The organism is Kribbella qitaiheensis, assembly GCF_042657745.1.
GTDB classification, from domain to species: Bacteria; Actinomycetota; Actinomycetes; order Propionibacteriales; family Kribbellaceae; genus Kribbella; species Kribbella qitaiheensis.
In genome coordinates this window covers 17,187-37,023 of the sequence record NZ_JBHSKE010000034.1, presented here as the reverse complement: position 1 = coordinate 37,023, position 19,837 = coordinate 17,187, and the positions used below count along the sequence as shown (strand labels likewise).

At 69.5% G+C, this 19,837-nt stretch carries 20 protein-coding genes; 7 read left to right on the top strand and 13 right to left on the bottom strand.

From position 1 onward, the window contains the following. Nucleotides 1–9 precede the first annotated feature (9 nt). The 6 genes from ACFPJ1_RS22700 to ACFPJ1_RS22675 all read right to left on the bottom strand — a co-directional run bounded on the left by ACFPJ1_RS22700 (nt 10) and on the right by ACFPJ1_RS22675 (nt 4,912). On the bottom strand, nt 10–1,059 hold the full coding sequence (locus tag ACFPJ1_RS22700) for an aldo/keto reductase (RefSeq protein WP_380106772.1): 1,050 nt from the start codon (nt 1,057–1,059) through the stop codon (nt 10–12). 62 nt (nt 1,060–1,121) lie between these two features. Beyond that, entirely contained in the window at nt 1,122–1,727 is a 606-nt protein-coding gene (locus ACFPJ1_RS22695) for a hypothetical protein (protein WP_380106770.1), read from the bottom strand. Continuing rightward, nucleotides 1,724–2,611: a hypothetical protein gene (locus ACFPJ1_RS22690; RefSeq protein ID WP_380106769.1), complete on the bottom strand. Its 888-nt coding sequence runs from the start codon at nt 2,609–2,611 to the stop codon at nt 1,724–1,726. The genes ACFPJ1_RS22695 and ACFPJ1_RS22690 overlap by 4 nt, the downstream gene beginning before the upstream one ends. Further along, nucleotides 2,608–3,537 (bottom strand): ATP-binding cassette domain-containing protein, encoded by a 930-nt coding sequence (locus ACFPJ1_RS22685; protein ID WP_380106767.1) that lies wholly within the window; start codon nt 3,535–3,537, stop codon nt 2,608–2,610. The genes ACFPJ1_RS22690 and ACFPJ1_RS22685 overlap by 4 nt, the downstream gene beginning before the upstream one ends. Beyond that, nucleotides 3,534–4,355 (bottom strand): zf-HC2 domain-containing protein, encoded by an 822-nt coding sequence (locus tag ACFPJ1_RS22680; protein WP_380106766.1) that lies wholly within the window; start codon nt 4,353–4,355, stop codon nt 3,534–3,536. The genes ACFPJ1_RS22685 and ACFPJ1_RS22680 overlap by 4 nt, the downstream gene beginning before the upstream one ends. Continuing rightward, a complete protein-coding gene (locus ACFPJ1_RS22675; protein WP_380106764.1) occupies nt 4,355–4,912 on the bottom strand; it encodes an RNA polymerase sigma factor in 558 nt (185 codons plus the stop codon). The genes ACFPJ1_RS22680 and ACFPJ1_RS22675 overlap by 1 nt, the downstream gene beginning before the upstream one ends. 271 nt (nt 4,913–5,183) lie before the next feature. On the opposite strand from ACFPJ1_RS22675, the gene ACFPJ1_RS22670 reads away from it, so the two are divergent. The 3 genes from ACFPJ1_RS22670 to ACFPJ1_RS22660 are packed head-to-tail and all read left to right on the top strand — an operon-like array spanning nt 5,184 to nt 6,947. Then, nucleotides 5,184–5,828: a DUF6529 family protein gene (locus ACFPJ1_RS22670; protein WP_380106763.1), complete on the top strand. Its 645-nt coding sequence runs from the start codon at nt 5,184–5,186 to the stop codon at nt 5,826–5,828. A 33-nt stretch (nt 5,829–5,861) separates the two neighbouring features. Next, nucleotides 5,862–6,365: a Rieske (2Fe-2S) protein gene (locus ACFPJ1_RS22665; protein WP_380106761.1), complete on the top strand. Its 504-nt coding sequence runs from the start codon at nt 5,862–5,864 to the stop codon at nt 6,363–6,365. 9 nt (nt 6,366–6,374) lie between these two features. Next, a complete protein-coding gene (locus tag ACFPJ1_RS22660) occupies nt 6,375–6,947 on the top strand; it encodes a COG4315 family predicted lipoprotein (protein ID WP_380106760.1) in 573 nt (190 codons plus the stop codon). A gap of 93 nt (nt 6,948–7,040) precedes the next feature. On the opposite strand, the gene ACFPJ1_RS22655 is transcribed toward ACFPJ1_RS22660, so the two are convergent. Beyond that, entirely contained in the window at nt 7,041–8,165 is a 1,125-nt protein-coding gene (locus ACFPJ1_RS22655) for a GNAT family N-acetyltransferase (protein WP_380106758.1), read from the bottom strand. 58 nt (nt 8,166–8,223) lie between these two features. Here ACFPJ1_RS22655 and ACFPJ1_RS22650 point away from each other — a divergent pair, with 58 nt between their 5' ends. Both ACFPJ1_RS22650 and ACFPJ1_RS22645 read left to right on the top strand, forming a co-directional pair. Further along, nucleotides 8,224–9,270, top strand: coding sequence for an aminotransferase class V-fold PLP-dependent enzyme (locus tag ACFPJ1_RS22650; RefSeq protein WP_380106757.1), 1,047 nt, complete (start codon nt 8,224–8,226; stop codon nt 9,268–9,270). 34 nt (nt 9,271–9,304) lie between these two features. Continuing rightward, a complete protein-coding gene (locus ACFPJ1_RS22645) occupies nt 9,305–9,760 on the top strand; it encodes a MerR family transcriptional regulator (RefSeq protein WP_380106755.1) in 456 nt (151 codons plus the stop codon). 39 nt (nt 9,761–9,799) lie between these two features. On the opposite strand, the gene ACFPJ1_RS22640 is transcribed toward ACFPJ1_RS22645, so the two are convergent. After that, nucleotides 9,800–10,504 (bottom strand): hypothetical protein, encoded by a 705-nt coding sequence (locus ACFPJ1_RS22640; RefSeq protein ID WP_380106753.1) that lies wholly within the window; start codon nt 10,502–10,504, stop codon nt 9,800–9,802. A 158-nt stretch (nt 10,505–10,662) separates the two neighbouring features. Here ACFPJ1_RS22640 and ACFPJ1_RS22635 point away from each other — a divergent pair, with 158 nt between their 5' ends. Both ACFPJ1_RS22635 and ACFPJ1_RS22630 read left to right on the top strand, forming a co-directional pair. Continuing rightward, entirely contained in the window at nt 10,663–12,756 is a 2,094-nt protein-coding gene (locus ACFPJ1_RS22635; RefSeq protein WP_380106752.1) for a sensor histidine kinase, read from the top strand. Next, nucleotides 12,753–13,394, top strand: a complete 642-nt coding sequence (locus ACFPJ1_RS22630) for a response regulator transcription factor (protein ID WP_380106750.1) — start codon at nt 12,753–12,755, stop codon at nt 13,392–13,394. Before ACFPJ1_RS22635 ends, ACFPJ1_RS22630 begins: the two co-directional genes overlap by 4 nt. A 30-nt stretch (nt 13,395–13,424) precedes the next feature. Here the strand turns inward: ACFPJ1_RS22630 and ACFPJ1_RS22625 are convergent, their stop codons facing one another. From ACFPJ1_RS22625 to ACFPJ1_RS22605, 5 genes are read right to left on the bottom strand one after another with little or no spacing between them, the layout of a single operon-like run. Further along, the gene (locus ACFPJ1_RS22625; protein ID WP_380106748.1) at nt 13,425–14,621 is read right to left on the bottom strand and encodes a molybdopterin molybdotransferase MoeA; all 1,197 of its coding nucleotides are present in this window, start codon (nt 14,619–14,621) and stop codon (nt 13,425–13,427) included. Nucleotides 14,622–14,635: 14 nt separating this feature from the next. Then, a complete protein-coding gene (locus tag ACFPJ1_RS22620; RefSeq protein ID WP_380106746.1) occupies nt 14,636–14,875 on the bottom strand; it encodes a formate dehydrogenase subunit delta in 240 nt (79 codons plus the stop codon). After that, complete coding sequence (gene fdhF / locus ACFPJ1_RS22615) at nt 14,875–17,697, bottom strand: formate dehydrogenase subunit alpha (RefSeq protein WP_380106745.1); 2,823 nt, start codon at nt 17,695–17,697, stop codon at nt 14,875–14,877. The genes ACFPJ1_RS22620 and fdhF overlap by 1 nt, the downstream gene beginning before the upstream one ends. Next, a complete protein-coding gene (locus tag ACFPJ1_RS22610) occupies nt 17,694–19,247 on the bottom strand; it encodes a formate dehydrogenase beta subunit (protein WP_380106743.1) in 1,554 nt (517 codons plus the stop codon). The genes fdhF and ACFPJ1_RS22610 overlap by 4 nt, the downstream gene beginning before the upstream one ends. Next, a complete protein-coding gene (locus tag ACFPJ1_RS22605) occupies nt 19,244–19,732 on the bottom strand; it encodes an NAD(P)H-dependent oxidoreductase subunit E (RefSeq protein WP_380106742.1) in 489 nt (162 codons plus the stop codon). Before ACFPJ1_RS22605 ends, ACFPJ1_RS22610 begins: the two co-directional genes overlap by 4 nt. Nucleotides 19,733–19,837: the final 105 nt, after the last annotated feature.

Below are 19,837 nucleotides of genomic sequence, written 5' to 3'. Positions count from 1 at the left end.
CGGCCTGGGTCAGGCGGCGGAGCGGTCGGCGAGGGGGCGGCGGCGGTTGGTGGGGTCGGTGAGGCTGGCGGGTTGCCAGGCGCCGTCGGGGTGGTAGAGGTCGGTGCCGGGTGGGACGATCTCGTCGATGCGGTCGAGGGTTTCGTCGTCGAGGGTGAGATCGGCTCGCTTGAGGAGACCTTCCAGTTGCTCCATCGTGCGCGGTCCGCTGATCACCGAGGTGACGGCCGGGTGCGAGACGACGAAGGCGAGCGCGAGTTCGGGCAACGAGCAACCGATGCCGTCGGCAACTTCTACCAACTGCTCGAGGGCGTCGAACTTCGCCGCGTTGGACGGGATCGACGGGTCGAAGCGGAACGGCGTCAGCGCGGCGCGGCCGGTGGTGAGGTCGACGGGCTGGTTCTTGCGCACCTTGCCGGACAGGAATCCCGACGCGAGCGGACTCCAGGTCAGCACCCCCATCCCCAGCCGCCGGCAGGTCGGCAGCAGCGAACGCTCGATGCCCCGGGAGATCAGCGAGTACGGCGGCTGCTCGGTGCGGAACTTGCCGAGACCGCGGCGCTCGGACACGTGGTACGCCTCGACGATCTCCTCGGCCGGGAAGGTCGAGCAGCCGAAGGCGCGGATCTTGCCCTGACTGACCAGATCCGTCAGCACCGACAGGGTTTCCTCGAGGTCGGTGGTGTGGTCCGGCCGGTGCACCTGGTAGAGGTCGATCCAGTCGGTGTCCAGGCGGCGCAGGCTCTGCTCGACCTCGTGGGTGATCCAGCGCCGCGAGTTGCCGCCGCGGTTCGGGCCCTCGCCCATCGCGAAGTGCACCTTGGTGGCGAGTACGACGTCGTCACGCCGGCCCTTGAGGGCCTTGCCGACGATCTGCTCGGACTCGCCGGCGGAGTACATGTCGGCGGTGTCGACGAAGTTGATGCCCTGATCGAGGGCGGCGTGGATGATCCGGGCACTGTCGGTGTGGTCGGGGTTGCCGACCGCACCGAACATCATCGTGCCGAGGCAGTGCACGCTCACCTCGATACCGGTCCCGCCGAGTGTGCGGTAGCGCATGGGTGTGGCTCCTAGGTTCAGGTCGTGGGCTCCCGAACCTAGGAGCTAGACCGCTGTCTAGGTCAAGCACCGGTACGGCGGGGTGGTGCGGGTCGGTTCGCGCGGAGGAGGAAGGGGATTCCCACCCCGGCCAGGCCGAGGCCCGTCCACAGAATCCGGCTGGTGGTCCAGTCGTCGGCGGCGGTGTAGGGGAAGAGGGGGATCTGCTCGGCGAAGGGTCTCGCCAGGGCGATGAAGAGGGTGACAGCCACGATGCCCCCGGAGGCGGCTGCGGCCGGGCCGGTGGACCCTCGCGAGCGGCGCCACGTCATGAAGCCGGTGGCTGCGATCAAGGCGGCGACTCCTTGCCAGGCGACGTCGCCGGCGTGGCCGAAGTAGCTGGTGTCAGTCTCCTTTACCGCCACCAGCCAGATCGCCAGCAGACCGACCGCTCCGGCCGATCGCGCGATGGTTCGCCAGGCCATGCCGCGGGGCAGCGTGTCGACGAGCACCGCGGCCGGTTCTTGGTAGCACCAGACCGCCATGCCGGCGAGAAGGCCGACGGCAGCTCCCTGGAGCGGCCACAACGTGTACGGGCGGTACTCGACGAGGAGCAGCAGCCCGACCATCAGGCCCGCGCCGGTGCCGAGGACTCCCCAGGGCACGGCACGGGCGGCGTACGAGATCACGGCTGTCCTGACGGCAGCGGGTTGATCATCGTTTCCTGGACGCCGGTGGTGATGGCGAGCGTGCAGGTCACCACGGCAACGACGGCGAGCACCGCCAGGGCGATCACCAGCTTCCTCCGGGGCTGCTCGCGGTCGTGCAGGAGTGCGATGACGACGCCCAGCGCGCACAGTACGAACAGATAGACGGAGTACCACTGGGGTGATCCGGTCATGATCGCGGTGCGCTCGGGGTCCTCGGGGATGCCGGTCGGGCCGCCGAAGTACACCCAGGGCGCGATCGGGCGGAGATAGCGCAGCGGCTCGAAAATGCCTTGCATGATGATGGTTTCGGCCACCAGCAGTACGGCGAACAGCGGAGCAGCACCGCGGCGCTGTACCCAGCGGCCGATGATCAGGCCGAGAATCGGGCCGCCGAGGGATGGCAGCAGGCCGAGGGCGATCAGGTTCGCGTAGGCCCAGTCATTGCCCACGGCACCGAAAGGCGCGCCGTTCGGGGCCGGTGGCCAGTGCTGGTACGCCCAGATCGCCCAGGCCAGCCAGATCAGGCCGGCGGTGAACGGGACGATCAGAGCGGTGACCAGTCCGAGGGTGCGGGTGCGTTCGCTGACCACCACGGTGCCGGCGGACTCGGCGATCTGGTCGGAGCCGCGGGTGAGCGAGGCCATCACCAGCAACCCGATCACGCCCAGTCCGGCGGCGGGAGCGATCACGTTGCCCAGCGAGGACATGTTGCCGTCGGGTTCGCCGATCGAGGTCAGCGCGACGAGTACGACGCCGACCCCGAACAGCGGGTGCCGGAGGTACCGGCCGATCTCCTTCCGGGCGAGTTGGGCGAGCATCGATTCCCCCGCCGCGGTCCGCAGCGGAACTGAGACGGCACTCATCGTCCCTCTCCGATCCTGCTCGCCCCGGCGCCGGTGCTGCCACCAGAGGTGCTGCCGGCGGTCGACGCGTCGGCGTCAGTGGTGTTGCGGACCAGCAGATAGGCGTCCTCCACCGCTGGATCCGCGAGGCGACTGCCTGGCGCCGGCGCACCACCGAGTGAACGGATCTCGCCGTTGCCGGTGCGCCAGGACGACAGGGCCCCGGAGTTCGCCTCGGCGCCGACCCAGACCTGGCCGTCCGCGAGAGCGACCAGGTCGGGAACCGTTCCGTCGAAGCGGATCCGCCCCTCGTCGAGGATGATCACCCGGTCGCACAGCGCCGAGACGTCCTCGGTCTGGTGGGTCGCCAGCAGCACGGATCCGCGCTCGGAGTACGACGAGAGGATGCCGCGCAGGGAGGCGCGTTGCTCGGGGTCGAGACCGGTGGTCGGTTCGTCCAGGATGATCAGGTCGGGATCGCCCATCAGCGCCTGCGCCAGGGCGAGCCGGCGGCGCTGACCACCGGACAGCGCTGACACCCGCTTGGTGCGGCGATCCTCGAGGTTGACCAGACCGAGCACCCGGATCACCTCGCGGTGCCTGGCCTCACGGTCCTTCCACTCCTTCAGCACGGCGATGTAGTCGAGGAAGGCGAAGGCGGTCATCCGGCGGGGGATGCCGACCTCCTGGGGCAGGTAGCTCAGCCTGCGGCGCGCGGCGGTGCGTTCGGAGACACTGCCGGTGACCTCGTGGCCGCCGACCACGATCCGGCCCGCGGTGGGTGGCATCGCGGTGGCCAGCAGCCGCAGCATGGTGGACTTGCCGGCGCCGTTCGGACCGAGCAGGCCGATCACGCCGGAGCCGAACTCGAGGTCGGTCGGGTGCAGCGCCTCAGTGCCGCTGTAGGACTTGGTGACGCCGTCGAGGACGGCGATGCGGTCGCTCATGCGTAGCCTCCTGGTGCGCGGTACGAGGTGATGCGGATGGTGAGTACGGCCAGCGCCAGGAGGACTGCGGTAGCGAAGGCCAGTTGGGCAACGGGGGTGTCGACCGCTGAGAGCTGGTCGGCCGTCCGGAGCAGGCCGACGACCAAGAGCCAGACTGCGGCCACGGTCCCGGCAGCCGCGCTGGCGGTCCACCAGGTCAGCAGGGTGAGAGCGAGCAGGGTCAGAGTCAGGGCCGGCAGCAACCAGGCGAACGCCTCGGCACCCACGAAAGGCAGCACGAGCCCGCCGACCAGTACGACGGGCAGGGCGACCGCGACGGCGAAAACCGTGCGCAGCAGGGCGATTCGGAGCTTGCTGTACGGAGTCGCCACCGCGAGCTCACGGATCGGGTCGGTGGAGTCGTAGGCAGCCGCCACGGTGATTGCCGGTAGCAACGGAGCGATCAGCAGGTAGAAGGCTCGCTGCTCCGCGGCCGGCAGCATGCTCCCGGCCACGCCGAAGACGAACGCCCCCACCACCGAGAGCAGCCACGGACGATAGAGCGAGCTGGAAGCGCGGAGGATCACCGCGTCCGTCTCCGCCAGTCCGATGCGCTGCAGAACGCGGAGCGGCCACGGCATCCTCGGCCGCGCTGTCGCGGTCACCACACTTTGCCAGACCTGGTCGAGGGTGTCCCGCGGTGCGGCCGCCGACGCCAGTCCGAGGCAGTCCGGGCAGACGATGATGTGGGCCTCGACCGCCGCCTGCGGACCGAGATCGAGCGTGCCGGCGGCGTACCGGCCGAGCAGTTCAGGGCTGAGGTGCCATCCGGTGGCCATCAGATCCACCCGTCCCGGGCCGGCATCAGGCTTCGCCGGAGCCGGACCTTGGCCACCCGGAGGCGGCTCTTCACGGTGCCTTGCGGAAGTCCGAGCAACTTGGCCGCCTCCTTGGTGCTGAGACCGTCGATCACGGTCGCCTGGACTGTCGCCCGGAGCTCCGGCGGCAATGACCGCAGGGCCCGGCCGACGTCGCCGTACTCGACGCCGAGCAGTAGTTCGTCCTCGGCGCTCTGGACCAGCGGCGAGGCGGCGTCGACCACGTGGTCGCCGAGCGGATCGGCGGCCGGACGACCGCGGAGCTCGGAGACGAGGCGGCGGATCGAGATCCCCCAGAGCCAGGCCGCCACCTCGCCTTCACCCCGCCAGCGACCGGCTGACTGCCACACCGCGACGAACGTGTCCTGCAGCGCGCCGGCCACCAGTTCGCTGTTGCCGCAGCGCCGGTTCAGCCGGAGCAACAGCCAGCCGGCGTGCCTTTCGTAGAGCATCCGCAGCGCGGCTTCGTCCCCTGCGGCGATGTCCCGCAGCAGTTCCGCGTCCGTCGGCGTCCCCATACCCTCACTGTCGCAGCGAATCCCCGGAACGGATCGACCTCGTCGGGATCACTTCCAGGGGTGATCCCCCGGTCGCCGGCTGTAGATGCGCAGGCTCCGGATCTGCCCGAGGAAAGGGTGGCTGGGCGGTTGCCGGGGGTGGGTGGAGCCGCCAGAGTGGGAGCCGAGGAAGGGGACGCGCGGCGGAGGCTGGACCTGGGGCGTTGAACCGAGGGGTCGTGAGCCACGTATAGGGCTCAACAAGTTGTCGCTGCGGAGGGGTGGAACCGCCATGAATGCGGACGTGGACGCGACCGGGGGCCTGGCGACAGAGCCGCCGGACCAGGGATCGGCGGGCAAGGACCCGGCCGGTACCGCGGGCAAAGGTCCCGCGCGCAAGGGGATCGCGCTGCTCCTGGTGTTCGCGGTGGTGGGTGCGTTGGTGTCCTTGTCGCTGGGGTACTACGGGCGGACGCACACCCCGACCGGGAGGCCGCTGGCCCTGCTGGTCGGCTTCACCGGGCTGACCCCGATGAAGGCCTGGCTGGGTACGGCGGCGGTAGCGCTGGGGATCTTCCAGGTGGTGTCGGCCCTGTGGATGTACGGGCGGCTGCCGGTCAAGCGGAAGGCGCCTCCGGCGTTGTCGCAGGTGCACCGGTGGAGTGGTGCCGTGGCTTTCGTGGCGACGCTGCCGGTGGCCTACCACTGCCTGTGGAGCTTGGGATTCAGCACCTTCGACACCCGGACCACGCTGCACTCCTTGTTCGGGTGTGCCTTCTACGGGGCGTTCACGACCAAGATGCTCGCGCTGCGGGCCAACCGGATGCCGGGCTGGGCACTGCCGGTCGCCGGCGGGCTGCTGTTCGCCCTGCTGGTCGGAGCCTGGGCAACTGCCTCGCTCTGGTACTTCGCCCAACCCGGCGTTCCGCTGCGCTGACTGACACCTTCCTCGCGAACAGGAGTTAGACCTATGACCGAAAACAAGAGCGTGGTGGAACGCCGGACAGTCCTGCTGGCGGGAGGCGCTGCCACGACCGCAGTCCTGACCGGGTGCATCGTGCAGCAGGCGGCTCCGCCGGCCGCTAGCACCCAGCCCACACAGTCCACCCAGCCCGCCACCAAAGCTCCGCCCTCGCCGGCCGGATCGGCGCCTGCCTCACAGGGGACGGCAAGCGCCGATCCGGGCAAACCTCCGCTCGCGCAGTTGGCGGACATCCCGGCGGGCGGCGGGGTCATCCTGAAGGAACAGAACGTGGTGCTGACCAAGGACGCGAGCGGCAAGGTCTCGGCGTTCTCGGCGATCTGCACGCATCAGGGCTGCGTGGTGACCGGCGTCGGCGGCGGCACGATCGACTGCCCATGCCACGGCAGCAAGTTCGACGCCGCGACGGGTGAACGGGTGGCTGGGCCTGCCAAGGACCCGCTGCCCCCGGTAGCCGTGCAGCAGCGCGACGGCGCGGTCTTCCCGGCTTAGGGGTTCGCCATGTTGAAGAGTCTGCCCACCATGCTCTGGGTGATCGGCGCGACCGTCGCGGTGGCGGCGCTGAGCCCGGCCGTCGGCAATGTCGCCACGACGGCCCCTGCACCGGCCCCGGCTCCCGCGCCCGCAGCCAGTCAACCGCCGCCTGCAGCCAAACCGTCAGCTACACCGAAGCCGTCAACTCCTGCCACCCCGGTAGGCCAGCCTGCCGGTCCTGTGGTGATCAAAGCCGGTACTACGAAGCTCGGCCCGACGGCGGTCGACGCGGACGGGTTCACCCTCTATCTGTCGGTCCTCGATGGCACCGATCCGCCGAGGTCCGTTTGCGTGAGCAAGACCTGCCTGGCCGCCTGGAAGCCGGTGTACGTCACCAAGGCAGGGGTCCTCGCCGGTGCCGGCGTGAGCGAGGCCAGGGTCGGCACGGTCGTCCGCCCGGACAAGGATGTGCAGGCGACGCTCGGCGGCTGGCCGCTGTACCGGTTCGCCAAGGACACCAAGCCCGGTGACGTGCTGGGTGAGGGCGTCAAGGGAACCTGGCACGCGATCAGCCCACAAGGCAAACGGGTGGTGAAGTAGACGGACGACCTCGAGGACCTGCTGCGCCGACCCCGACATCTGGGCCGAGCTCCCACCGGACCTGGAAGACCGGGTCCGCGCTGAAACTGTTCCTCAGCCGCGGTCACTGATCAGCAGGTCGAAGATCACCAGGTCGTCGTAGCTCCCGTCTCGTCGGTGATCCGCGGCCCGGAGCACCCCCGCCTGGGTGAAGCCGTTGGCCTCGGCAACTTGAATCGAGGCCGAATTCCCTTTGGCCGCACGGATTTCCAGCCGCAGCCGCCCTAGTCCGCCCTCGTCGATCGGCAGGAACGCCTGCTCGATCACCCGGCCCACGGCGGCCGTGATCAGACCGCGGCCTCGCGCCTCGGGATGCGCGCTGTAGCCGAGCTCCCCGCTGGTCCGGTCGGACCTGCTGTGCAGACCGAACACGCCGACGTCGCCGAGTAGCTCGTCGGTGTCGGGATCCGCCACCACCCAGCCCACCCGTTCGCCGCTGGCCTGGCCCTCCCGACCGCGCGCGAGGTACTGCTCAGCGTCCTGCCGGCCGAACGGCTTCGGGAGGTTCGCGAGCCAGTGCAGGGTGCGCTCGTCGTTGCTCATCTCGGCCGCGCGCTCCACATCGCTGTCCCGGTACTCGCGCAGCCGGAAGCGCTCGGTCTCGATCACCGGCATCTGCCACCAGTGGTTCTGCGGTTCGCGCTCGTCGTCCCAGCCGATCGACGCGATCCACTCGTCGCGGCGTTCGCCGTCGGCCGGCTCCGCGCCGTGGGCCGTGAAGAAGTTGCCGAATCCCGTCCGCCAGGCGACCCGGCGGGCTGCCCAGTTGCCGACGAAGGCGCCCCAGGTGACCCGGTACCAGCCGAGGTCGTCGAAGGCGTGGGCGAGGACCAGCCGGACCGCGCGGGTGGCGAGCCCCTTGCCGCGGTAAGCCGGGTGGCCGGTGAACCCCACCGAGCCGACACCGCTCTCCCTGCTGCTGAGCGTGATCGCTCCGGCGTACTCACCGCCGTACTCGATCGCCCAGGTTCGGCGAGTGCGCGCCCGCCAGCCCTTCGGGATCCGCTCGGTGACATCCAGCTCGGCCTCCTCACTGTCGTAGGTGGGCGGACTGCCACCCCAGTACTGCGTGTCCGGGTCGCGGTACATCTCCACCATCGCCTCGACGTCCTCCAGTCGCGGCGCGCGCAGCCGGATCCCCTGGTCGGTCAGTACCGGTACGTCTTTCGGAAACCGCATCCACCCTCCCGTGATCGAATGGTCTGGTCCGACAGTACGCAAGCAAGGGAGTGCACGGATGACCGCGGTGGCCGAATCTTTCTCGCAGCTCTGGGATCCGCAGCCGGGGTGGCTGAACACCGCCTCGTACGGTCTCCCGCCCAAGCCCGGTTGGGAGGCGCTGCAGACGGTGCTCAGCGACTGGCGGGTCGGAGCCACCAGCTGGGAGCCGTGGGACGAGTCGACGACCCGGTCGCGCGAATCCTTCGCCCGGCTGGTGGGCGCCGATCCCGCGGACGTCTTCGTCGGCAGCACCGTCTCGGCGGCGATCGCGCCGATCGCGGCCGCCCTACCTGACGGGTCGAAGGTGCTCGTCGACGAGGTCGAGTTCACCTCGAACGTCTACCCGTGGATGGTGCACGGCGACCGGGGTGTCGAGGTGATCGCGGCCGCGACGGACAAGTTCGTCGAGGCGATCCAGCCGGGCATCGACCTGGTCGCCGTCAGCGCGGTCCAGTCCTCCACCGGTACCGTGCTCGACCTTGCGGCAGTGGTTGCCGCCAGCAAGGAAATCGGCGCACTCCTGGTAGTCGACGCCAGCCAGGCGGCTGGCTGGCTGCCGCTCGACGTCATTGGCGTGGACGCGCTGATCGCCCACACCTACAAGTGGTTGATGTCACCGCGCGGCGCCACTCTCGGCTACCTCTCACCCCGCCTGCAGGAGCGCTGCCGCCCGCTCGAAGCCGGCTGGTACGCCGGTGAGAACGTGCACACCTCGTACTACGGGACGCAGATGGACCTGGCTCGGAGCGCCCGCAGGTTCGACCAGTCGCCGGCCTGGTTCAGCTTCGTCGGGGCGGCTCCCGCCCTCGAGTTGATCGAGCAGATCGGCGTCGACGTGATCAACCGTCACAACGTCGACCTGGCGAACGAGTTCCGCGCCGGACTCGGAATGCCGCCGGGCGACTCGGCGATCGTCAGCGCGGACATCCCCGGCGCCGAGGAGGCCTTCGCGGCCGCCGGCATCCGGGCCGCGGTACGAGGTGGCAGGCTGCGGGCCTCGTTCCACATCTACTCGACCATCGCGGACGTCAACCTGGCGCTGAACGCCCTGAAAAACATCTAGAGTCGGCTCTAGCCCGCGGGTTAGGGTGGCCGGCATGTCACAGGTCACCGCGGGTCTGAGTATCGGGCAGGTCGCCGAGCGCACCGGGCTGAGCGTGCACGCGCTGCGCTTCTACGAGCGGGAGGGCATCCTCGCGGACCCGGTCCGCCGGGAGTCCAACGGCCGCCGCGTGTACAGCGAGGACGACGTGGAGTGGCTGGACATGTGCATCAAGTTCCGCTCGTCCGGGATGCCGCTCGACACCATCCGCCGGTACACCGATCTGGTCCGGCAGGGTCCGGGTAACGAGCAGGACCGGCTGGCCCTGCTGCGCAGCCACCAGGAGTCCGTCACCGCCCAGATCCAGGAACTCACCGAGTGCCTGAACGTGATCAGCCACAAGGTCGAGGTCTACCAGGAGCACCTGGCCCGCGGTACCGCCGAATGCCTCTGGGTGGCCCCGTCCACCCTGCCGCAGACCCCAGCCGACGAGGCCGGCCAGGCTGTCTGAAGCCCGGGCCGGCCAAGCCGTCTGAGGTCTGGCGGTCTCTCACTTCGCCGGCAGGTCGAAGTCGTCGTTGCGCATCCGGAGCAGGGCGTAGGTCGCCCCGGTGAAGCCGACGGCCGCCACCAGCAGGCCGATCCCCGCGATCACGTGGTTGGGCAGGAACGGGTGGGTGAAGCCACCGACCGCCAGCGCGATCCCCATCCAGGCCGGCGCGACCCGGCTGCGCCACAACGCGATCCCGAGCAGCAGCAGGCCAAACGTGATCCCGAGGATGAAGAGCAGTCCGGACAGTTGCATGATCGGGTGCTCCTCCAGCGCCGTGGACAGCTTCGACACCGTGCCCGGGTCCAGGCCTTCCTTGACCGTGAGGTTCGCCAACGACACGGTGCCGGGCAGGTTGCCGAAGCCCGCGCAGAAGCCGATCAGGGCGATCAAAGCGCCTGCGGTCGTCAACCTCGGTGCGCCGCGTCGCGCCACCCAGGCCACGGCGAACGCGGCCGGGATGAGCAGAGTCACGAACGGCACCTGGATCCACTCCAGCGCCGACATCCGGTCGCCGTGGGCGATCACCGCGGCGACGCTCTCCTCGAACGTCGCGTTGCCCTCGGTCGGGCTGAGCAGGTAGTAGATGCCGTTGGACAGCATCGGCAGCGGGGCGATGACCGCGAGCAGGATCCGCCAGAATCCGCGCACGTCGCGGAGCGGTTTCCGGGTCTCGGCGGACGCCTCGGTACGGGTGGTCGACATGGGAACTCCTCGAATCGGTGGTTGCTTGCGGCTTCAGCGTCCGGCCGGCGGACCCCTGGTTCGCAGGGCGCTGCTTCACCGGGACTCGTGAGAATTTCCTGGCTCGCCTGGGGGCAGGCCCCTATGCGGGTGTGGCCTGCTGTCTTGATGATGAGGAAGTGACCGTAGCCCCCGAAGCGCAGTACGACCGCCGCCGCAGCGTGGTGGCCACGGTGCTGCTCGGGGTGGTGCTGGCGGAGGCTGTACTGACCGTCATCGCCTCGGTGCTGTCCGGATTGCCCTGGTCACGGCTGGTGGACCTGCTGGTCGTCAGCAACACGATCAGCGGTCTGGCGCTGGCTGTGGCCGGCTGGCCGATCGCCTACTACCGTCCGCGCAACCTGATCGGGTGGAGCCTCCTGCTCGGCGGCTGCTTCTACGCGTTCACCGGGACCGGTATGGCGGTGCTCGCCTGGGCCGCCGACGACTCCTGGTCCTGGCGGGTGTTCGCGACGGTCGTGAACGGGGTCGGCTGGAACTGGGCGCTGGCGTTGTTCATCCCGCTGACGCTGGTGCTGTTCCCCGAAGGGCGGCTGCCGAGTCGCCGGTGGCGATGGTTCGTCGGCCTGCTAGTGGTGAACACGGTTCTCCTGACCGCGGCCGGCGTCCTCGATCCCAAGGGCGGAATGTCTGCAGAGCTGGGTATTCAGGCCTATCCGGCTAGTCCCTGGCCAGGGCAGCCGATGTGGTTGCACGTCATCTGGGAGGTCGGCCTCGTCGCGAGTTACCTGGGCGCGTTCGCGGCTCTGGTGATCACCTATCGCCGAGGCAGCGACGTGGTCCGCCGCCGGGTGCTCTGGCTCCTGATGGCGATGGTCATGGTGGTCACCGCGTTCACCCTCGAGGCCGTACTGCGGACCGAGTCCCTGCTGCTGGGAATCCTGCCGATCGTCCTGATCCCCTTGTCGATCACGATCGCCGTACTGCGCCACCAGGTGCTCGACATCCGCCTGGTGGTGTCCCGGTCCCTGCTCTATCTGCTGCTCACCGGCGGGGTGATCGGTGCGTACCTGGGCCTGGTGGCCCTGCTGGATCAGGCCGTACGGCGCCAGGTGTCGCTCGGCTCGTCGGTACTGGCCACGCTGCTGATCGCGCTGGCGTTCAACCCGGTTCGGCTGTGGTTGCAGCGCTTGATCCATCGGGCGTTCTACGGCGCCCGGCGCGACCCGGTGCGCGCGATCGCCGCGATCGGTGAGCGACTCGGCGAGGTCGGAACCGGTACTGCGGCCGGCGCCGGGCTGGACGGAGTACTGGAGGCGCTCTGCCGGGTGATGCACTTCCCAGCAGCGGTTCTGGTGGTCGGCGAGCGTCAAGTCGCCGGGTACGGGGAACTGCCGGCTGCTCGGCAGGCGATCACGTTGCACTCGGGGGAGGAGCGGATCGGCGAACTGGTGGTCGGGCTGCGGTCTGGCGAGCATCGGCTGGACCCGGCAGACGAGCGAGTGCTGTCGTTGATGGCCGCTCCGTTGACGGTGGCGGTGCAGGCAGGACGGCTGGCCGATGAGCTCCAGTTCTCGCGGCAGCGAGTCATCACCGGTCGCGAGGAGGAACGCCGCCGCATCCGCCGGGATCTCCACGACGGCCTCGGGCCGGTGCTCACCGGGGTGGTCCTCAACGCCGATGCGGCTCTGCGCCTGCTCGAGGCCGACCGGGCCCGGAGTGCCGAACTGCTGGAGACCTTGCGGGACCAGACCATCAGCGCGATCGAGGAGATCCGCCGGCTCGCCTACGACCTGCGGCCGCCGGTGCTGGACGGGATGGGACTGATCGGTGCGCTTCGCGAGCATGCGGCGGTGCTAGCCGGCGATGGGGCGCTCACGGTCAGCGTCGAGGCGCCGACCGCGATCGAGGACCTTCCCGCGGCGGTCGAGGTGGCCGCGTATCGCATCGTCACCGAAGCGCTCACCAACGTGATCCGGCATTCCACAGCCACTCGCGCCGTCGTCACGCTCACCGTCGAAGAGACCGCCCTTCGACTGGAGGTGCGGGACAACGGCGTCAATGCTGAGGACAGTTGGCAGCCGGGTGTCGGACTGACCTCGATCCGCGAGCGTACGGCGGAACTCGGTGGCGCGAGCGAGATCCGCTACGACCGCACCGGCGGCCAGGTGCGGGTGTCATTGCCACTAGTGTCACCAGCGACCGTGCCACCGGAGACCGTGCCAACGCAGACAGGGCGAGCGGCCGGGGTCGAGACGGGAGCAGAGTCATGACGATCCGCATCGTGGTCGCCGATGACCACGGCATCATCCGAGAAGGGCTGGGAGCGTTGCTGTCCGGCCGCGACGGGTACGAGCTCGTCGGTACCGCCGCCACCGGTGCGGAGGCGGTCCGGGCGGCGGTGACTCTGAAGCCGGATGTCCTGGTGATGGACATCCAGATGCCCGACCTGAGCGGGATCGAGGCGACTCGCGAGATCGGCCGGGTCGCGCCCGACGTCGCAGTACTGATGCTGACGATGTTCGACGATGACGAGTCGGTCTTCGCGGCGATGCGGGCGGGTGCTCGCGGGTATGTGCTGAAGGGCGCGGTCGGCGACACCGTGGTCCGCGCGATCGCGGCCGTCGCCGAGGGAGAGGCGATCTTCGGGCCGGGTGTTGCCCGCCGGACGCTCGCCTACCTGTCCCGTCCTCGCACGGACGAGACCCTCTTCCCCGAGCTGACGCCACGCGAACGCGAGGTCCTCGGCCTGATCGCTGACGGCCTCGGCAACGCCGCCATCGCCACCCGGCTCAGCCTGGCCACCGCTACCGTCGGCAACCACATCACCAGCATCTTCGCCAAGCTCCAGGTGTCCACCCGCGCCGAAGCCATCATCCGCGCCCGCACCTCCGGCCTCAGCGGAAGTTAGTGTCCCGTAAGCGATGTAACTTGCGAGCGATCAGACGCCCCATGGCCGCGCTCCCGGATCGAGCGGTAACAACCGCGCCGCGATCGCCGCGGCCGGACCCGGATCGACCACGGCCAACGCGTCCGCTCCTGCCGCACCTCGCAGCATCGCCGACCCACCATGCCCGACCGGTACTACGCCCTGCGGGTCCACGCGGACGGGGACCAGCCGAGTGCTGTGCGGGTGACACGCCAGCCCACCAGGTACCGGCGCCACCGGCAGAGTCGGCAGCCCCTGGCCCCGGAGTCGCTGCAGCGTGGCAACTCCCAAGGTGAGGAATGCGGTCAACGCAGCAAGGGGATTCCCCGGCAGCCCAAGCACGAGCCGGCCGTCGGCGAAGCGGGCGAGCGCCTGCGGATGCCCCGGCCGGCAGGCGACTCCGTCGATGATCAACTCGGCGCCGAGCGCGTCCAACGCGGCCCGCAGGTGATCGGCCGGGCCGGACGCGGACGAACCAGACACCAGGATCAGGTGCGCGTCAGTGTTCGCCAGGGCGTCGACCAGTGCCGTGCGGGAGTCCGGCAGGTGCACTACCGGAGCAGGAGTGGCGCCTGCACGGCTGATGAGGCCAGGGAGCATCGGGCCGATCGCATCACGCACCCGGCCAGGCCCTGACGGACCCTGATGAACCAGTTCGTCACCCGTGACTAGAGAAGCGACCAGGGGCTTGGGAATCACCGTCAGCCGGTCGAGCCCGAGCGAAGCCGCCAACCCGAGCACCAGCGGCTCAACCACCACGCCTGCAGGCAGCAACGTCTCACCAGCGGCACACTCCTCGCCGGCCCGCCGGATGTGTCTGCCGGGGGAGACCTGCCCCGCGACCATCCCGGCGCGCCCGGCTGCCGACACGACCGCGTCTTCGTCCGGCAGGACTGCGGTGGTGCCCGCTGGGATGGCGGCACCGGTGACGATGGTGCAGGCTTGCCCGTCCTGGAGCGGCCTCGCCAGACCCGAGGCCGCCTTCATCACGCCAACCACCCGCCACGGACCGGGACCACAGACGGCGTACCCGTCCATGGCTGAGCGGTCCACAGGCGGCACCGCGGACAGGGCGACCAGCGGGGTCGCGAGCACGCTGCCAATGGCATCGGCCAATGGGAGCGAGCATGGTGCCAGCGGTGTCGCAGCAGCGTGGGCGAGTGCTCGGGCAGCATCCCAGGGGAGCGCCGACGTGGCGTGACGACGCATCCCCGCAGTCTGCACTACCGGGCTCCTCGGGTTTCGACAGGGCGGAGCTGCGCAGCCGCGAGAGCCGCGACCGGATCGAGGTCATCTCCGCCGGAGTCCAGCTGAGCGATGAGCGCCGCCTTCATCCGCGGATCCCAGACCGCCTTGATGTGGTTGGCGATCCGGGTCGCCGCGTCGGCCGGTTCCCGGTGGGCGAACTGGCGGGCGATCTCGTTGGCCAGCCGGACGTGCGGCGGGAGTCCTGTCGCGCTCATCAGTGGCCCGCGACGACGGGCTCGAGGTTCTCGGCGGTCTGCGCGTTCACCGGCTCCACCAGCAGATCCACCTGGACCGCGGTCACCTTGTACTCCGGGCAGTTCGTCGCCCAGTCCGAGTTGTCCGTCGTGATCACGTTTGCCCCGGTCACCGGGTGGTGGAACGTGGTGTAGCAGACTCCGACCGGCATCCGCTCCGACAGCTTCGCCCGCAATGTGGTCCGCCCGACCCGGCTCGACAGCGCGACCGTGGAGCCGTCCTCGATGCCGCGGACCTCCGCGTCGTGCGGGTGCAGCTCGAGGATGTCCTCGGGATGCCAGGCGACGTTCGCCGTACGGCGGGTCTGCGCGCCGACGTTGTACTGCGACAGGATCCGCCCGGTGGTCAGGATCAACGGGTACTTCCGCGTCGACCGCTCGGTCGTCGGCACGTACACGGTCTCCATGAACCGGCCCTTGCCCCGGGTGAACTCGTCGGTGTGCATGATCGGCGTGCCGTTGGGGGCGTCGAGGTTGCAGGGCCACTGCACCGAACCGACCTTGTCGAGGTGAGCGAACGACACCCCGGCGAACGTCGGCGTGGTGATGGCGATCTCGTCCATGATCTGAGCGGCCGAGTCGTAGTGCATCGGATAGCCCATCGCCTGGGAGATCTCGCAGATGATCTGCCACTCGTGCTTACCGGTCTGCGGCGCCATCACCGGCCGGACCCGGTTGATCCGGCGTTCGGCGTTGGTGAAGGTGCCGTCCTTCTCCAGGAACGAGGTGCCGGGCAGCAGCACGTGCGCCCACTTCGCCGTCTCGTTCTCGAACAGGTCCTGGACGACGAGCAGGTCGAGCGCGCCGAGCGCGGCGAACACGTGCGCGGTGTTCGGGTCGGACTGGGCGATGTCCTCGCCCTGCACGAACAGCGCCCGGAAGGAACCGTCGATCGCGGAGTCGAACATGTTCGGGATCCGCAGGCCCGGCTCGTTCAGCAGCGGCGTGCCCCACAGCTTCTCGTAGACGTCGCGGACGTCGTCGTCGGACACGTGCCGGTAGCCAGGCAGCTCGTGCGGAAACGAGCCCATGTCGCAGGAGCCCTGCACGTTGTTCTGGCCGCGCAGCGGGTTCACGCCGACGCCGCGGCGGCCGATGTTGCCCGTGGCCATCGCCAGGTTCGCCATCCCCATCACCGTGGTCGAACCCTGGCTGTGCTCGGTCACGCCGAGTCCGTAGTAGATCGCGCCGTTGCCCCCGGTCGCGTAGAGCCGCGCGGCGGCCCGCACCTCCTCAGCCGGTACTCCGGTCAGCTCGGCGACTGCCTCGGGGCTGTGCTCGGGGCCCGAGATGAACGTCTCCCACTGGTCGAAATCCTCGCACCGCTCTTCGACGAACGCGCGGTCGACCAGTCCCTCGGTCACGATCACGTGGGAGAAAGCGTTGACGATGGCGACGTTCGTGCCCGGCGCCAGCGCCAGGTGGTGGGCCGCCTCGATGTGCGGTGACCGGACCAGGTCGATCTGGCGCGGATCGACCACGATCAGCTTCGCGCCCCTGCGCAGACGCTGCTTCATCCGCGAACCGAACACCGGGTGCGCGTCGGTCGGGTTCGCCCCGATCACCAGGATCACGTCGGCCTCGTCCACCGAACTGAAGTCCTGGGTGCCGGCCGATTCGCCGAAGGTCTGCTTCAGCCCGTACCCCGTGGGCGAGTGGCAGACCCGCGCGCAGGTGTCGACGTTGTTGTTGCCGAAGACGGCGCGAACCATCTTCTGCACGACGTAGACCTCTTCGTTGGTCGTCCGCGACGACGTGATCCCACCGATCGACCCCTGCCCGTACTTCGCCTGGATCTCGCGCAGGCGGCGAGCCGTGAAGCCGATCGCCTCCTCCCAGGACACCTTCCGCCACGGGTCCGTGATCGCGTCGCGCACCATCGGCTCCATCACCCGGTCCGGGTGGCTCGCGTACCCGAACGCGAACCGGCCCTTTACGCACGAGTGGCCTTCGTTCGCGCCGCCGTCCTTGTACGGCACCATCCGGACCAGCTCGTCGCCGCGGAGCTCCGCCTTGAACGAGCAGCCGACGCCGCAGTACGCGCAGGTGGTGATCACCGAACGGGTCGGCATGCCGAGCTCGATCACCGACTTCTCCTGCAGGGTGGCGGTCGGGCAGGCCTGGACGCAGGCGCCGCAGGAGACGCAGTCCGACTCCATGAACGAGACACCCGCGCCCGCGGCGACCTTGGAGTCGAAGCCGCGGCCCTCGATCGTCAGAGCCAGCGTGCCCTGGACCTCGTCGCAGGCCCGGACGCACCGCGAACACGCGATGCACTTGGAGGCGTCGAAGTCGAAGTACGGGTTGGAGCTGTCGGTCGGGGCGTCCAGATGGTTAGCACCGGCCTCGACGCCGGAGCCGTACCGTACTTCGCGCAGGCCGGTGACGCCTGCCATGTCCTGCAGCTCGCAGTCGCCGTTGGCGGAGCAGGTGAGACAGTCGAGCGGATGGTCGGAGATATAGAGCTCCATGACGCCACGGCGGAGCTTGCCCAGCTTCTCGTTCTGGGTGCGGACCACCATCCCGGGCGCGACGGGCGTAGTACAGGAGGCTGGTGTACCGCGAGCACCGTCGATCTCGACGATGCACAGCCGGCAGGACCCGAACGCCTCGAGGTTGTCAGTGGCGCAGAGCTTGGGGATGTCGAGCCCCGCGTGCTTGGCGGCACGCATCACCGAGGTACCAGGTGGCACGGTGACGCTCACCCCGTCGATGGTCAGCTCGACGGTTGCCTCGCCGTCGCGGGCCGGAGTACCGAAGTCGGGTTCCTTGAGCAGGGTCATGCTCCGAAGTCCTTTCCGAAGTGGCGGACGGCGCTGCGCACCGGCAGCGGTGTCAGCCCACCCATCGCGCAGAGCGAGCCGTCGGTCATCAGGTCGCACAGGTCGTCGAGCAGCACCAGGTTCTTCTTCCGGTCCTCGCCGTTGCGGATCCGGTCGATCGTCTCGACCCCGCGGACTGCGCCCACCCGGCAGGGTGTGCACTTGCCGCAGGACTCCTCGGCGCAGAACTCGAAGGCGAACCGGGCCATCGCGGACATGTCCACGGTCTCGTCGAACACCACGACGCCGCCGTGCCCGACCATCGCGCCGACGGCCGCGAACGCCTCGTAGTCCATCGGCAGGTCGAACTGCTCGACCGGTAGGTAGGCCCCCAGTGGCCCACCCACCTGGACGGCCCGGGTCGGTCTCCCGCTGGCCGTTCCGCCGCCGAGGTCGTTGACGAGCTCGCCGAGGGTGATGCCGAACGCGGTCTCGACGATCCCGCCGCGGGCGATGTTGCCGCCGAGCTGGAAGACGTTGGTCCCGAGCGACCGGCCCATCCCGTACCCCGCGTACGTCGCCGCGCCGTTCGCCAGGATCGTCGGGATCGTTGCCAGCGACAACACGTTGTTCACCACGGTCGGGCGGCCGAAAAGCCCTTCCAGCGCGGGGATCGGGGGTTTCGCCCGGACCATGCCGCGCTTGCCTTCGAGGCTCTCCAGCATCGAGGTCTCTTCGCCGCAGATGTAGGCCCCGGCGCCGACCCGCACGTGCAGGTCGAAGTCCAGGCCCGAGCCGAGGATGTTCCGGCCGAGCCAGCCGCGGTCGCGGGCCGTCCGGATCGCCGCGTTCAGCGTCTCCACGGCATCCGGGTACTCCGACCGCAGGTACACGTAGCCTTCGGTGGCGCCGACGGCATACGCCGCGATCGTCATGCCCTCGATCAGGGTGAACGGGTCGCCCTCGATCAGCATCCGGTCCGCGAAGGTGCCGGAGTCGCCCTCGTCCGCGTTGCAGCAGACGAACTTCAGGTCGGACTCCGCGCCGAGCACCGTGCGCCACTTGATCCCGGTCGGGAACCCGGCTCCGCCGCGGCCGCGGAGACCGGAGTCGACCACCTCCTCGACCACCTCGGCCGGCGTCATGCTCAGCGCCTTGCGCAGCCCCGCGTTGCCCTCGTACTCCGCGTGGTCGTCCGCCGAGCGCGGGTCGATCACGCCGACCCGGGCGAAGGTGAGCCGCTGCTGGCGCTTCATCCAGGGCAGTTCCTCGACCAGGCCGAGGTAGGCGCCGACGGTGAGCGCGGCCCCGTCGAGCATCCCGGCAGCGACGAGCCCGTCCACGTCCTCGGGCGCGACCGGCCCGTAGCCCACCCGGCCCTGCGGCGTCTCCACCTCGACGAGCGGTTCGAGCCAGAGCATGCCGCGGGATCCGTTGCGGACCACCTCAATCGACTGACCGGTCGCCTTAACCGCCGCTTCGATCCGCTCGGCGACCTGGTCGGCCCCGACGGATCGCGCGGCCGCGTCCCGCGGTACGAAGACCTTGATGCTGCGGCCGATCGGCGTCATCGTGCCTCCCCGAGGATCGCGTCCAGCCGGGCCGGCGTGACCCGGCCATGCAGTTTGTGGCCGACCTGGACGGCCGGGCCGAGAGCACAGTTGCCGAGACAGAACACCTCGTCCACGGTCACCCGGCCGTCGTACGTGGTCTCCCCGAAGCCGACCCCGGTACGCCGCTTCGCGTGCTCGGCGAGTTCCTCGGCGCCGACGGAGCGGCAGGCCTCCGCCTGGCAGATCCGTACGGTGGTCCGGCCCGCGGGTTCGCGGCGGAAATCCTTGTAGAAGGTGACCACCCCGTGCACCTCGGCGACCGCGAGGTTCAGCACGTCGGCGATCACCGGTATGTCGGTCTGGTCGACGTACCCGAGATCCGCCTGGACCGCGTGCAGGATCGGGATCAGCGCGCCACGCAGACCGCGCAGCTCGGTGGCGAGCTCGCGGACGCGATCGGCGCGCCCGGGAGCCGGGACGGGGGTGATGACCTCGGACGTCATACAACGACTGTCGCGGGGCATTACCCACAGGTCAAAGTAAACCTGCCTATGACGTGATAGGCGGCTTCTATCAATTCCCGGGAATCACCGTGGGACAATTAGTGC